General features: G+C 67.7%; 11 protein-coding genes. 2 read left to right on the top strand and 9 right to left on the bottom strand.

Annotation, left to right across the window (positions count from 1 at the left end):
* Nucleotides 1-16: 16 nt before the first annotated feature.
* Nucleotides 17-1,027, bottom strand: coding sequence for a polyprenyl synthetase family protein (locus tag NED98_RS03900; RefSeq protein ID WP_179511534.1), 1,011 nt, complete (start codon nucleotides 1,025-1,027; stop codon nucleotides 17-19).
* 104 nt (nucleotides 1,028-1,131) lie between these two features.
* Between NED98_RS03900 and NED98_RS03895 the strand changes: the two genes are divergently transcribed.
* On the top strand, nucleotides 1,132-1,419 hold the full coding sequence (locus tag NED98_RS03895) for a chorismate mutase (RefSeq protein WP_265269278.1): 288 nt from the start codon (nucleotides 1,132-1,134) through the stop codon (nucleotides 1,417-1,419).
* A 131-nt stretch (nucleotides 1,420-1,550) separates the two neighbouring features.
* On the opposite strand, the gene NED98_RS03890 is transcribed toward NED98_RS03895, so the two are convergent.
* The 6 genes from NED98_RS03890 to NED98_RS03865 all read right to left on the bottom strand — a co-directional run bounded on the left by NED98_RS03890 (nucleotide 1,551) and on the right by NED98_RS03865 (nucleotide 8,367).
* On the bottom strand, nucleotides 1,551-3,113 hold the full coding sequence (locus NED98_RS03890) for a long-chain-fatty-acid--CoA ligase (RefSeq protein WP_265312006.1): 1,563 nt from the start codon (nucleotides 3,111-3,113) through the stop codon (nucleotides 1,551-1,553).
* A gap of 84 nt (nucleotides 3,114-3,197) precedes the next feature.
* Nucleotides 3,198-3,908, bottom strand: coding sequence for a CPBP family intramembrane glutamic endopeptidase (locus tag NED98_RS03885; RefSeq protein WP_265312005.1), 711 nt, complete (start codon nucleotides 3,906-3,908; stop codon nucleotides 3,198-3,200).
* 143 nt (nucleotides 3,909-4,051) lie between these two features.
* Nucleotides 4,052-5,017, bottom strand: a complete 966-nt coding sequence (glpX, locus tag NED98_RS03880; protein WP_179511530.1) for a class II fructose-bisphosphatase — start codon at nucleotides 5,015-5,017, stop codon at nucleotides 4,052-4,054.
* A 60-nt stretch (nucleotides 5,018-5,077) separates the two neighbouring features.
* Nucleotides 5,078-6,652 (bottom strand): ABC-F family ATP-binding cassette domain-containing protein, encoded by a 1,575-nt coding sequence (locus NED98_RS03875; RefSeq protein ID WP_265312004.1) that lies wholly within the window; start codon nucleotides 6,650-6,652, stop codon nucleotides 5,078-5,080.
* 237 nt (nucleotides 6,653-6,889) lie between these two features.
* On the bottom strand, nucleotides 6,890-7,714 hold the full coding sequence (gene dapD, locus NED98_RS03870; RefSeq protein ID WP_265312003.1) for a 2,3,4,5-tetrahydropyridine-2,6-dicarboxylate N-succinyltransferase: 825 nt from the start codon (nucleotides 7,712-7,714) through the stop codon (nucleotides 6,890-6,892).
* Complete coding sequence (locus NED98_RS03865) at nucleotides 7,711-8,367, bottom strand: pyrimidine 5'-nucleotidase (RefSeq protein ID WP_265269231.1); 657 nt, start codon at nucleotides 8,365-8,367, stop codon at nucleotides 7,711-7,713. The genes dapD and NED98_RS03865 overlap by 4 nt, the downstream gene beginning before the upstream one ends.
* A gap of 148 nt (nucleotides 8,368-8,515) precedes the next feature.
* On the opposite strand from NED98_RS03865, the gene NED98_RS03860 reads away from it, so the two are divergent.
* Nucleotides 8,516-9,511 carry an LLM class flavin-dependent oxidoreductase gene (locus tag NED98_RS03860; protein WP_265312002.1) on the top strand — a complete coding sequence of 332 codons (996 nt, stop codon included), beginning with the start codon at nucleotides 8,516-8,518 and terminating at the stop codon, nucleotides 9,509-9,511.
* 17 nt (nucleotides 9,512-9,528) lie between these two features.
* Here NED98_RS03860 and NED98_RS03855 read toward each other — a convergent pair whose 3' ends face one another.
* Both NED98_RS03855 and NED98_RS03850 read right to left on the bottom strand, forming a co-directional pair.
* The gene (locus tag NED98_RS03855; protein ID WP_265269229.1) at nucleotides 9,529-10,941 is read right to left on the bottom strand and encodes a GGDEF domain-containing protein; all 1,413 of its coding nucleotides are present in this window, start codon (nucleotides 10,939-10,941) and stop codon (nucleotides 9,529-9,531) included.
* Between the two features lie 44 nt (nucleotides 10,942-10,985).
* Nucleotides 10,986-12,299 (bottom strand): sensor histidine kinase, encoded by a 1,314-nt coding sequence (locus NED98_RS03850; protein WP_179513627.1) that lies wholly within the window; start codon nucleotides 12,297-12,299, stop codon nucleotides 10,986-10,988.
* Nucleotides 12,300-12,360: the final 61 nt, after the last annotated feature.

The following is a 12,360-nucleotide window of genomic DNA, read 5'->3' as shown; positions in this document are numbered from 1 at the left end:
TTTGTCCCGCGTTACCTCAATAAGCCCGCGCCACCGCGAATTCGACCGCCTCGACCATCGCGTCCTTTGCCTTGCCCGAGGCGAAGGGACCGATCGCGTCGATCGCGCGCTGGCCGTAATGCCGCGCGCGGGCGAGCGTGTCGTCGACCGCGCGGGTCGCGCGCACCAGCGAGATCGCGTGCGCGAAATCCTCGTCGCCGTCGCGGCGCCCCTCCACCGCATCCTTCCAGAAGGTGCGATCGGTCGCCGAGCCGCGCGCATAAGCGAGGATCACCGGCAAGGTCACCTTGCCCTCGCGGAAATCGTCGCCGGCGTCCTTGCCCATCGTCCCGGCGTCGGAGACATAGTCGATCGCATCGTCGACGAGCTGGAAGGCGATGCCGAGATTACGGCCATAGGCGTCAAGCGCGACCTCCTCCTCCTCGGGCCGCTCGGCGACCACCGCGGCGATGCGGCAGGCGGCGGCGAACAGCGCGGCGGTCTTGGCGTTGATGATCTCCAGATAGCGATCCTCGCCCAGATCGATGCGCCGCGCGGCGGTGAGCTGGTTGACCTCGCCCTCCGCGATCACCGCGCTGGCGTTGGACAGGATCTTGAGCACCTTGAGGCTGCCGTCCTCGACCATCAGTTCGAAGCTACGGCTGAACAGGAAATCGCCGACCAGCACGCTCGCCGGATTGCCCCAGATGAGGTTGGCGGTGCGCTTGCCGCGGCGCAGATCCGACCCGTCGACCACATCGTCGTGGAGCAATGTGGCGGTGTGGATGAATTCGACCGCCGCGGCGAGCCGGTGATGCCGCGTCCCCATATAGCCGAGCAGCCGCGCGCTCGCGAGCGTCAGCATCGGGCGCATGCGCTTGCCGCCGCCCGCGATCAGATGCCCGGCGAGTTCCGGGATCAGCGGAATCTGCGACTGCATGCGATCGAGGATCGCCGCATTGACCATGTTCATATCACCCGCGACGAGCTCGATCATCGGTTCGAGCGACGGGGGGCGATCGGCGAGGCGGTGAATGGTGGCGGTCATCTGTTACGGGCTCTAGGCGGCAAAATACGCTAGGGCAACGCAAGCCTTGCGCCGGAAGCGGTGGACACGCAAAAGGCGCGGCGATGAGGGATTCGGGAGGCACAATGCCGGACGAGGTGCTGAAGGGCTATCGCAAGAGCATCGACAATATCGATGCGGCGCTCGTCTGCCTGCTCGCGGAGCGATTCAAGATCACCCAGGCGGTCGGGCGCCACAAGGCGACCGCCGGGCTGCCCCCGGCCGATCCCGGCCGTGAGGAGGCGCAGATCGCCCGGCTGCGGCGGCTCGCCGAAGACGCCGAGCTCGATCCCGAATTCAGCGAGAAATTCCTGCGCTTCATCATCGACGAAGTGATCCGCCACCACGAGCAGTTTTCGGCGGGTAGCGTATAGACTATCTGCTTCGCTCTCGCCGTTCGGGCTGAGCCTGTCGAAGCCCTGCACTTTTCTTCGAAGGAAGAAGGGCAGCCCTTCGACAAGCTCAGAGCGAACGGATCGCAGGTCGCGCTCGTGCCGTCAGGTGATCACCCCACCGCGCGATCACGCCCGGCCCAATAGGCCGCGCGCAATTCACGGCGCAGCACCTTGCCCGACGGATTGCGCGGCAAGGCGTCGAGGAAATCGACCGTTTTCGGTGCCTTGTACCCCGCGATCCGCGCCCGCGCCCAGGCAATCACCGCCTCCGCGCTCGGCGCGTCATCCTCGGCGACGATCAACGCCTTGACCGCTTCGCCCCATTTGTCGTCGGGCACCCCGATCACCGCGACGTCGGCCACGCCCGGGCAGCCGGCGATCGCATTCTCCACCTCGGCCGGATAGACGTTCTCGCCCCCCGAAACGATCATGTCCTTGATCCGGTCGTGGACGAAGAAATAGCCGTTCTCGTCGGCATAGCCCGCGTCGCCGGTGTGGAGCCAGCCGCCGGCCAGCGCCTCGACCGTCGCCTCGTCGCGGCGCCAATAGCCCTTCATCACGATATCGCCGCGGATCGCGATCTCGCCGATCTCACCCGCGGGAAGTTCGCGGCCCTCGCTATCGAGGATCGCGATATCGACCCCCGGCCACGGCTGGCCGCAGGATTTGAGCAAACCACCCGCGCGATGCGCCGCGGGGGAGAGATAGGAGCCGGCGCCGGCCGATTCGGTCATCCCGTAGAATTGCACGAAATCACACCCGAAGGCGGTCTGCGCGCGCGCCAGCACGTCCTCGGCGATCGGCGATGCGCCGTAAGCGATGCTGCGCAGCCGCGGGAAACGCGCGTCCGCGATCTCCGGCGTCTGGAGCATCATCAGGATCATCGCCGGGGCGAGGAAGCTGTGGCTCACCTGCTCCGCAACCATCGTCGCGACCGCGCCGGCGGGGGTGAAATCCTTGATCAGCACGATCCGCCCGCCCTGCATCAGCCCGGCGAAGCTGACATTGGTCCCCGCGACATGGAACAGCGGCATGACGATCATCACCGTCTCACCCGCCTCATAAGCGAAGCCGTCGACCCCGGTCGCCATTTCCATGAAGCGGCGATAGTTGAAGTTGGTGAGCACCACCCCCTTGGGGCGACCGGTGGTGCCGCTGGTGTAGAGTTGGAGCACGTCGTCGTCGAGCGACGGTCGATCGGGCGACGCTTGCCCTGCCCCTCTTGCCAGCCACATATCGAGCGGGAGGAACTCGGGATGCGCGCCATAGAGCGCGATAAGCTGCGGGCGGCGTGACATCCCGGCCACCGCCTCGAGCGCGGCGGCGAAGAAATCCTCGCCGACGAACAAATGGCTCGGCGCGCCGTCTTCGAGGATGAACGCCACCTCGGGCACCGAAAGCCGCCAGTTGACCGGCATCAGGCAGGCCCGCGCGCGCGCCGTGCCGAAGAACAGCGGATACCAGAGCGCGTGGTTCTTGGTGAGCACCGCGATCCGGGCACCGGGCTGCGCCCCGTCCGCGAGCAATGCGCGTGCGACCGCATCGGTTTGCGTTTCGAGTTGGGCATAACTGGTCGCGTCGCCCTCGAACAATAACGCGATCTGATCGCCCCGCGCGCGCGCCTGCGCCGCCGGGATATCCGACAGACAGTGGATCGCGTCGAGATCGATCATCGGATTCCTCCCCTCCGGTTGCGCATCCAGCTTAGCAGCACGCCGGGCGGTCGCGCCAGTTCTTAGTTTACGAACCTTTTTGTCTCATGCACGGCGCCACGCCCCGGTCAGTGCGGGGCGGATCACCAGCGCGTTGAGATCGACCACGATATGCGCGGCGATCGCGAACCACAACGTGCCGCTGGCAAGATAGAGCAACGCGAAAACCAGCCCCATCACCCCGGTCGCGACCACCCCGCTCCACCCCTGATACCAATGCGCGCCGGCGAACAGGATCGCGGCGAGCAGCAGGCCCGCGAGTGCGCTGCCGGTCGCGAGTGTGGCGAGCAACGGCAGAGCGAGGCGGAAGAACAATTCCTCGGTTACCCCGGCAGTCAGCGACAGCGCGACGCCCCACGCGAGATCGGCGCGGTCGCGCGGCAGGAGCCAGCCGAGCTCGCCGAAGATCGGGCCGCGCTTGCGCTTGCGCCGCCAGCGCAGCCAGGCAAGGCCCGAGCCGATCACGGTGCCGGCGAGCGCGCCGATCGATAATATCCATCCGTCGTCGGGGGTGACCCATCCTTCGATACCGAACGAAACCGCCAGCGCGGCGAAGCTCGCCGGCATTTCAGACAGCGCGCGCCACTCGCCCGCCAGCGCGAGCATGACGAGTGCGGGCAGCGCGAACCCTACCACCTGCCGCACCGCGACCGTGAGATAGGCGCGGCTGCGCCCGCTACCGAAATCGAGCCTGAGCCGCTTTCGCGCAAACCAGCTCGTCGCCAGCAAGGCGACAAGCAGGAGGGCGGCGGTCATTTTGAAAAACCACCCGTCATTCCCGCGAAGGCGGGAATCCATTCACTCGGATCTCGGCGATCAAATCGCGACGACAGCATTAATGGACTCCCGCCTTCGCGGGAATGACGAAGGGGGGATGGATTCACGCCCAATCGAACCGCTTACCGCTCGATGCGGTGCTCGCCCTTCACCCAGCGCACCGTGCCGGACGAGGCGCGCATCACGACGCTTTCGGTCGTCATGCGGCTGCCGTGGCGCTTGACGCCTTCGAGCAGCGAGCCGTCGGTCACCCCGGTCGCGGCGAAGATGCAATCGCCCTTGGCGAGATCCTTGAGGTCATATTGCCGATCGAGATCGGTGATGCCCCATTTGCGCGCCCGCGAGCGCTCATCCTCGTTGCGGAACAACAAGCGGCCCTTGAACTGCCCGCCGACGCAGCGCAGCGCCGCACAGGCCAGCACGCCCTCCGGCGCGCCGCCCGACCCCATATAGACGTCGATCGTCGTTTCGGGGTTGGTGGTGGCGATCACGCCGGCAACGTCGCCGTCGCCGATCAGCACCACGCCGCAGCCGATCGCGCGCAGCTCGGCGATCAGCTTTTCGTGGCGCGGGCGATCGAGCACGCAGGCCATGATCTCGCGCGGGGTGACCCCCTTTGCCGCGGCGATCGCCTGAATATTCTCGGTCGGCGTCTTGTCGAGATCGAGGATATTGTCGGGATAGCCCGGCCCGATCGCGAGCTTGTCCATATAGACGTCGGGCGCGTTGAGCAGCCCGCCCGCCTCGGCGATCGCCAGCACGGCGAGGCTGTTCGGGCCGGATTTGGCGCAGATCGTGGTGCCTTCGAGCGGATCGAGCGCGATGTCGATCTTCGGGCCGTTGCCGCTGCCGACCTTCTCGCCGATGTAGAGCATCGGCGCTTCGTCGCGCTCGCCCTCGCCGATCACCACGGTGCCGTCCATGTCGAGGCTGTTGAGCGCCTCACGCATCGCCTCGACCGCGGCGGCATCGGCGGCCTTTTCGTCGCCGCGCCCGACCAACGTCGACGCGGCGACCGCGGCGGCTTCGGTGACACGGACCATCTCGAGCACGAGAACGCGATCGAGAACCTGACTGGCTTTGGGCATCGAACTCCCCTTGAAATCGTCCCGCGGCGATAAGAGCCGCAGGTTGCATTGTCGAGACGGTCAATGCGCGATCCGCAGCTCCCGCGCGACCCCGACCGCGGCCAGAAACGCCGGGTCATGACTGACGACCAGCAACGCGCCGTCGAAGTCCGCCAATGCCCGCTCCAGCACCTCGATCGAATCGAGATCGAGGTGGTTGGTCGGCTCGTCGAGCAGCAGCAGCCACGGCGGCCGCTCCCCCGCCAGCGTGCAGGCGAGGCCCGCGCGGAGCCGCTCTCCGCCGGAGAGCACTCCCACTGGCTTGAGCGCATCGCGATTGCGGAACGCGAAGCGCGCGCAGGCGGCATAGGCGGCCTGTTCGTCGAGCGCCGGATTGAGCCGGCGGAAGTTGGCGAAGATGCTGGTTTCGGGGTCGAGCAGCGTGACGTGCTGGTCGAGCATCGCGACGCGATCGGTGCGGCGCGCCGTGCCCGCATCGGGGTCGATCGTGCCGGCGGCGAGGTGGAGCAACGTCGTTTTGCCCGCGCCGTTCGCCCCTGCGATCGCGACCCGCTCCGGCCCGCGCATCGCGAGCGACCACGGCCCGAAGCGCCGCTCGCCGCGCGTCAGCGATACGCCGTCGAGCGTCAGTACGTCGGCATTGGCGGGAAGCCCGGTCGGCGGCAGCGCGATCGATAGCGGGGTCAGCACCTCGACCCGCGCGCGCGCGTCCTCCGCCTGTGCGGCGGCATCGGCGACGAGCCGTTCGCTGAGGCGCTGGCCGCGCCCGGCGCTATTCTCCGCGCGCCGCGCCATCCCGCCGGCGACGATGCGCGGCAACGACCCGCTCGCGGCATAAGCCCGTCCGGCGCGGTCGCGGCGTTCCTGCGTTTCGCGCCGCACCTGTGCCTCGCGCTTCGCGTCGCGCAGCCGCGCCTCGCCGCGCTCCATTTCGGTCGCGGCGCGCTCGCGCTCGGCGGCACGCACCTCGGCGAAGGCACTCCATCCGCCGCCGACGACGCGGATGCCGATCGGGGTGAGCTCGACGATCCGGTCCATCGCTTCGAGCAGATCGCGGTCGTGACTCGCCACCAGCACCCCGCCGCGCCAGCCCGCGATCAGCGCCTTGACCGCGGCGCGGCCGGCAGCGTCCATATTGTTGGTCGGCTCGTCGAGCAGCAGCACGTCGGGCGCCTCGATCGCCAGCCGCGCAAGCCCGACGCGGGTGCGTTCGCCCCCGCTCAGCGTGGCGATCGCGCGGTCGAGCGCCAGATCGGGCAGCCCGACGCTGGCCAGCGCCGCCTCGACGCGGGGTTCGAGGTCCCAATCCGCGGTCTCGAAATCGGCGGGTTCGCCCTCGCCCGCGAGCACGCGCCGGAGCAGCGCGAGGCCGTCGCTCACCCCCAAAGCGGCGGCGACGCTCTCCCGCTCGTCCCAATGCTGGGCGAGCGTGCCGATCGTCCCGGCGCGCGCGACGGTGCCGGCCGCGGGCAATTCGGTGCCCGCGACGATCCGCAACAAGGTGGATTTGCCGGCGCCGTTGCGACCGACCAGCCCGACGCGTTCCGCGCCGAGCGATAAAGTGAGATTGTCGAAAAGCCGCTGGCGATCAGGCGTGGCGGCGGAAATCGAATCGAGCGTGACGAAGGCAGGCATAAGGCACCGGGCAGACGGACGAGACACAGCGGCTGGCGTTGTTCATCCGGTGGTACACGGTGGTTACTCCTTCGTAGGTCGGGCGACTATGGCGACGGGTGAGCGCCAATACAACCACCGTCACCCCGGCCTTGAGCCGGGGTCCATAGCGCCGCGAACTCAGCAATCAGAGCCTCTTGCTCCGCGCTTGCCCCCCGATGGACCCCGGCTCAAGGCCGGGGTGTCGGTGGGTTACAATCAGTCCCGCAGCAATTCGTTGATGCTGGTCTTCGACCGCGTCTGCGCGTCGACGCGCTTGACGATCACCGCGCAATAAAGCCCGAGATCGCCGCCCCCGGTCGAACCCGGCACGACCACCGAATAGGGCGGCACCTCGCCGCGGAACACTTCGCCGGTCGCGCGGTCGATGATCTTGGTCGAGGCGCCGAGATAGACCCCCATCGACAGCACCGCGCCTTCGCCGACGCGCACGCCCTCGGCCACTTCGGACCGCGCGCCGATGAACGCGCCGTCGCCGATGATCACCGGGTCGGCCTGGAGCGGTTCGAGCACCCCGCCGATCCCGGCGCCGCCCGAGAGATGAACGTTCTTGCCGATCTGCGCGCAGCTCCCCACCGTCGCCCAGGTATCGACCATCGTCCCCTCGCCGACATGGGCGCCGATGTTGACGAAGCTCGGCATCAGCACCGCGCCCTTGCCGATGAACGCGCCGCGCCGCACGATGCTGCCCGGCACCGCGCGGAAACCGGCGGTGCGGAATTCGCCCTCGGTCCAGCCCGAGAATTTCGACGGCACCTTGTCGAACCAATGGCCCGCGCCGGGGCCGTTATCGATCAGCACATTGTCGTTGAGGCGGAACGACAGCAGCACCGCCTTCTTGAGCCACTGGTTGACCTGCCAACCGCCGTTGCCGTCGGGCTGGGCGACGCGCGCCGCGCCCGAATCGAGCAACGCCAGCGCGCGATCGACCGCCACGCGCACCTCGCCGCCGGTAGAGGCGCCGACCTCCGCGCGGTTCTCCCAGGCGGCGTCGATCGTCTGTTCAAGCTCGCTGTTGCTCATAAAATTCCCTGTAGCCAATGCGTCAGATCGTGGGTGGTATAGTCGACGAAGCTGCGGTCGGTGCCCTCGGCCTGTTCCGATCCGTTGTCGACCCACACCGTCGTCATGCCGATCGCCTTCGCCGGCGCGAGGTTGCGCGCCATATCGTCGACGAACAAGGATTGCGCGGGATCGAGCCCGAAGGCGGCGCACAGCCCGGCATAGGCCGAGGGCGCCGGCTTGGGCGCGAGGTCCATCGCGTGAATATCGTGGATCGCCTCGAACGACGCGCCGAGCCCGAGCCGGTCGAGCACGCGGCGGGCATAGGGGCCGTCGCCGTTGGTGAAGACGATCTTGCGCCCCGGCAACCGTGCGATCGCGGCGGCGAGCGGAAGATTCTCCTCCAGCACCTCCATCTCGATATCGTGGACGAAATCGAGATAATGGAGCGGATCGACCTTATGCTCCTTCATCAGCCCGGCGAGCGTGGTGCCGTGGCCGAGGAAATAGGCTTTCTGGATGCGGCGCGCCTCGACCAGATCGGTCCCGAGCAGATCGGCGACATAAGCGGTCATCTTGACGTCGATTTGCGCGAACAGATCGGCGCTCGCCGGATAGAGCGTATTGTCGAGATCGAAGATCCAGTTGCGGATCGGGGCGAGCGAGGGTGGCATCGCCGGGGGCTTTAAGGCCGATCGATATTGAGCGGAACCGCCTTTTTCCGCTGCGCTCGCTTCTTCCGTCATGCCGGGTCAGGCCCGGCATGACGATTGAGCGGGCGGGAGGTTGCAGTTTGCAACGCGTCACGCCACATCCTGCGCCATGACCGCATTCTCCCTGCTCGATCTCGTCCCCGTGGTTGAGGGCGGCAACGTGCCGCGATCGCTCGCCAATGCCGCCGATCTCGCGCGTCACGCCGAGCGCCACGGCTATCGCCGCTATTGGGTGGCGGAGCATCACGGCATGCCGGGGATCGCCTCCGCCGCGACCGCGGTGGTGATCGCGCATGTCGGGCAGGCGACCGAGACGATCCGGGTCGGCGCGGGCGGGATCATGCTGCCCAATCACGCGCCGCTGCAGATCGCCGAGCAATTCGGCACGCTCGACGCCTTGTTCCCGGGGCGGATCGATCTCGGGCTTGGTCGCGCGCCCGGCTCGGACCAGCGCGTCGCGCGGGCGTTGCGCCGCACGCTCGATACCGATCCCAACGCCTTCCCCAACGACGTGCTCGAATTGCAGAGCTATTTCGCCGACGACGGACGCACCGGGATCAGCGCCACGCCGGGCGCCGGCGCGCGACCCGACCTGTGGATTTTGGGATCGAGCCTGTTCGGCGCGAAGCTCGCCGCGGTGCTCGGGCTGCCTTATGCCTTTGCCTCGCATTTCGCCCCCGATGCGCTCGACGAGGCGCTTGCCATCTATCGGCGCGAGTTCCGCCCGTCGCCCCAGCTCGACCGCCCCTATGCGATGGCGGGGTTCAACGTCTTCGCCGCCGACACGCGCGAGGATGCCGAATTTCTCGCCAGTTCGCAGCAGCAGGCGTTCGTCGCCTTACGCACCGGCAACCCGCGCCAGCTGCCCCCGCCGATCGCCGGCTATCGCGAAAGCCTGCCGCCGCAGCATGCCGCGATCCTCAATCACGTCCTGCAATGCACCGCGATCGGCACGCGCGACGAGGTGGCGCGCGGGATCGCCGCGTTCGTCGCGCGCACCGGGGTCGACGAGGTGATGCTGACCAGCATGATGTACGACCACGAGGCGCGCAAACGCTCGTTCGCGCTCGCCGCGGAAGCGATGCAGGCGCCGGAGCCGGCGTAAGTTGACGTGATCGGGCGTCAGGCGGCGCGGGTCACGCGGGCGCGGCCGGCGCCCTTGGCGGCATAGAGCGCCTGATCGGCGCGCCTGATCGCCGCTTCGATCGTTTCGCCGTCACGCCGTTCCGCGACGCCGCAGCTCATCCGCAATTCGAGCAGGACCTGCTCGTCGAGCGCCAGCGGCTGCCGCGCAAGCGTGGCGGCAAGCCGCTGGCACACCGTCTCGGCGTCGCTCTCGCCGGTATCGGGGAACAGGATGATGAACTCGTCCCCGCCGGCGCGCGCGACGATATCGCCCTGCCGCACCCCGCCGCCGATCAGCCGCGCAAAATGGATCAAGGCGCGATCCCCGGCATCGTGCCCGAACTGATCGTTGACCTGCTTGAAGCGGTCGACATCGAGCATCGCGATCGCGACGCGCGTTTCCGGGTGGATTTCCTCGACCTGCTCGTTGAACGCGGCGCGGTTGAGCAGCCCGGTCAGCGGATCGGTCGCGACCATGCGGATCAGATCGCCCTCGCGCGCGCGAAGCTGGCGTTCGCTGTCCGCCAGCCGCCGCGTCAGCCGGTTGCGCGCCGACAGGCTCGCCGCCACCGGCAGGCAGGTGAGCAGCATCAGCGCAAGGAAGAATTGCAACAGGTGCAGATGCTGCGCGGTCGATTGCCCGTGAAGCGCCGACGACGGATAGACCAGCGTGCCGATCACCCCGGTGATCGTGACGATCATGATCGCCACCTGCGTCCCCAGTCGGCCAAGCTTGAACGTCACCAGCATCAGCGGCGCGAACAGCAGGAACAGCATCGCCGGGGGTGCCCACATGAACACCCCGATCGCGGTGCCCAGCACCAGCAGGTGGATCGCCAGCGCCTCGATCCGCTCGCGCCGGCTCTTTTCGAGGAACGACTGGCGATATTCGCCCGCCAGCAACGAGGTGAAGAACGGCGTGAAGATCAGCAGCCCCAATGCGTCGCTGAGATACCAGGTATGGAGCGAGGCGAGGAAATCTTCGTGAAGGAACGCCCAGGCGATCCCCGCGCCGCCCAGCCCGCTCACCGCCGGCGCGATGCCCCCGGCCCATAAGACGAACCGGCCGACATTCTCCGGCGCGCCGAGCATTTCCTCCATGTCCATCGTCCGGCGCAGCGCGACGGCGACCAGCATCGCCTCGCCCACGTCGATCAAACTGTAGAAGAAGGGCGTGACGAGGGTGCCGTGGATCAGGAAGTTGGCGAGCACGTTGCCGCAGATGCCGGCGATCAGCACATCGCCCCAGCGCGGCTTTCCGCGCTGCAGCAGCATCGCCAGCAACACCGCATTGGCCGGCCAGATCGACGCCAGCGCCTGCTCGTCGGTGACCAGCCGGGTCGAGGTCGCGACGAGGATGAAATAGAGGAAGCCCACCAAGAGCAGGCGATTGCGGCGCACGCGGTCCATGCGCCGGTCGTAACCTGTGTTGGTTACCGAATACTCAATGAATGCTATTCGGCCTGCGCCATGGGCAGCCGCAGACGGACCAACAACCCCCCGAGATCCTCGCTTTCTTCAAGCGTTACGGTGCCTTCGTAAATTTCGGCAACGTCGCGCACGATCGCGAGGCCCAACCCCGTCCCCGGCTTGCCGGTATCGAGCCGCGCGCCGCGATCGAAGATCCGCACGCGCTCCTCCTCGGGGATGCCGGTGCCGTCGTCCTCGACCAGTATCTCGACGAATCCGGCCTGCGCCGCGACCGTCACGAACAGGCTGCCGCCGCCGTATTTCGCGGCATTTTCCATCAGATTGCCCATGATCTCGTCGAGATCCTGGCGTTCGATATGCGCGACGAGATCCTTGCGCCCGTCCATGTCGATGCGGACATGCGGATAAAGCCGCTGCACCGCGCGCTCGACCGATTCGATCGACGGCCACACCTCGGCGCGGCTGTGCGCCGATCCGCGCCGGCCGACGGCACGCGCCCGTGCGAGATGGTGATCGACCTGCCGCCGCATCGTCCGCGCCTCGCGCACCACGGTTTCGGACAAATCGTCGGCATTGGCGGTCGCCGCGTTCATGATCACGGTCAGCGGGGTCTTGAGCGCGTGCGCGAGATTGCCGGCGTGGCGCCGCGCCTCCTCCGCCTGCACCTCATTATGCGCGACGAGCGCGTTCAGTTCCTCGACCAGCGGCGCGACCTCGACCGGCATGTCTCCCGAGATACGGTTGATCCGCCCGCCGCGCATCTTGGCGATCTCCAGTCGCAATTTGCGCAGCGGAAGCAGGCCGTAAAAGGTCTGCAACGCCGCCAGCACGATCAGCCCGAGCCCGAGCAGCAGGAAGCTGCGCACCAATGTCCGGCGCAGCACGTCGATCTGCGCATCGAGCCCGCTGCGGCTCTGCGCGACCTGAAAGCGCCAGCGCGTCTTGGAGCGCGGCAGCGTGACGTCGCGCTCGACCACGCGCAGTTTCTCGTCGCGGAACTGGCTGCTATCATAGGTGTGAACACTGCGATCGTCGTGATTGGCGCCGTACGCGAGTTGGCGGTCCCATAACGACCGCGACGGAAACGGCTCCCGCCCCGGCGCGGAGACCTGCCAGTAAAGCCCCGAATAGGGCTCCAAGAAGCGCTGGTCGGCGGGCTCGCGGTTGAAGATCACCTCGCCGTCCGGGCCGATCTCGGCCGAGACGAGCAGCGACTGCAGGACATATTCGAGCTGGTCGTCGAAATTGCGCGTCACCGCGCTGGCGAGCACGCGATCGAGCGCCAGCCCGCCGCCGGCGAGCAGCAGCAGGATCCACGCCGCCGCGATGAGGATCATCCGCCGCGTCAGCGATCCGTTGCGGCGAACCGCGCGAAATCTTTCCTGTACGTCGGCGGTC

Source organism: Sphingomonas lycopersici, from assembly GCF_026130605.1.
Lineage (GTDB): Bacteria > Pseudomonadota > Alphaproteobacteria > Sphingomonadales > Sphingomonadaceae > Sphingomonas > Sphingomonas lycopersici.
This window is presented reverse-complemented; position numbering and strand designations above follow the sequence as displayed.

What these genes read in the sequence shown, in the direction of transcription:
- NED98_RS03900 (WP_179511534.1), bottom strand. Translation starts at nt 1,027, where the DNA reads ATGACCGCCACCATTCACCGCCTCGCCGATCGCCCCCCGTCGCTCGAA.
- NED98_RS03885 (WP_265312005.1), bottom strand. Translation starts at nt 3,908, where the DNA reads ATGACCGCCGCCCTCCTGCTTGTCGCCTTGCTGGCGACGAGCTGGTTT.
- NED98_RS03895 (WP_265269278.1), top strand. Translation starts at nt 1,132, where the DNA reads ATGCCGGACGAGGTGCTGAAGGGCTATCGCAAGAGCATCGACAATATC.
- NED98_RS03860 (WP_265312002.1), top strand. Translation starts at nt 8,516, where the DNA reads ATGACCGCATTCTCCCTGCTCGATCTCGTCCCCGTGGTTGAGGGCGGC.
- NED98_RS03890 (WP_265312006.1), bottom strand. Translation starts at nt 3,113, where the DNA reads ATGATCGATCTCGACGCGATCCACTGTCTGTCGGATATCCCGGCGGCG.
- dapD (WP_265312003.1), bottom strand. Translation starts at nt 7,714, where the DNA reads ATGAGCAACAGCGAGCTTGAACAGACGATCGACGCCGCCTGGGAGAAC.
- NED98_RS03855 (WP_265269229.1), bottom strand. Translation starts at nt 10,941, where the DNA reads ATGGACCGCGTGCGCCGCAATCGCCTGCTCTTGGTGGGCTTCCTCTAT.
- NED98_RS03875 (WP_265312004.1), bottom strand. Translation starts at nt 6,652, where the DNA reads ATGCCTGCCTTCGTCACGCTCGATTCGATTTCCGCCGCCACGCCTGAT.
- NED98_RS03865 (WP_265269231.1), bottom strand. Translation starts at nt 8,367, where the DNA reads ATGCCACCCTCGCTCGCCCCGATCCGCAACTGGATCTTCGATCTCGAC.
- NED98_RS03850 (WP_179513627.1), bottom strand. Translation starts at nt 12,299, where the DNA reads ATGATCCTCATCGCGGCGGCGTGGATCCTGCTGCTGCTCGCCGGCGGC.
- glpX (WP_179511530.1), bottom strand. Translation starts at nt 5,017, where the DNA reads ATGCCCAAAGCCAGTCAGGTTCTCGATCGCGTTCTCGTGCTCGAGATG.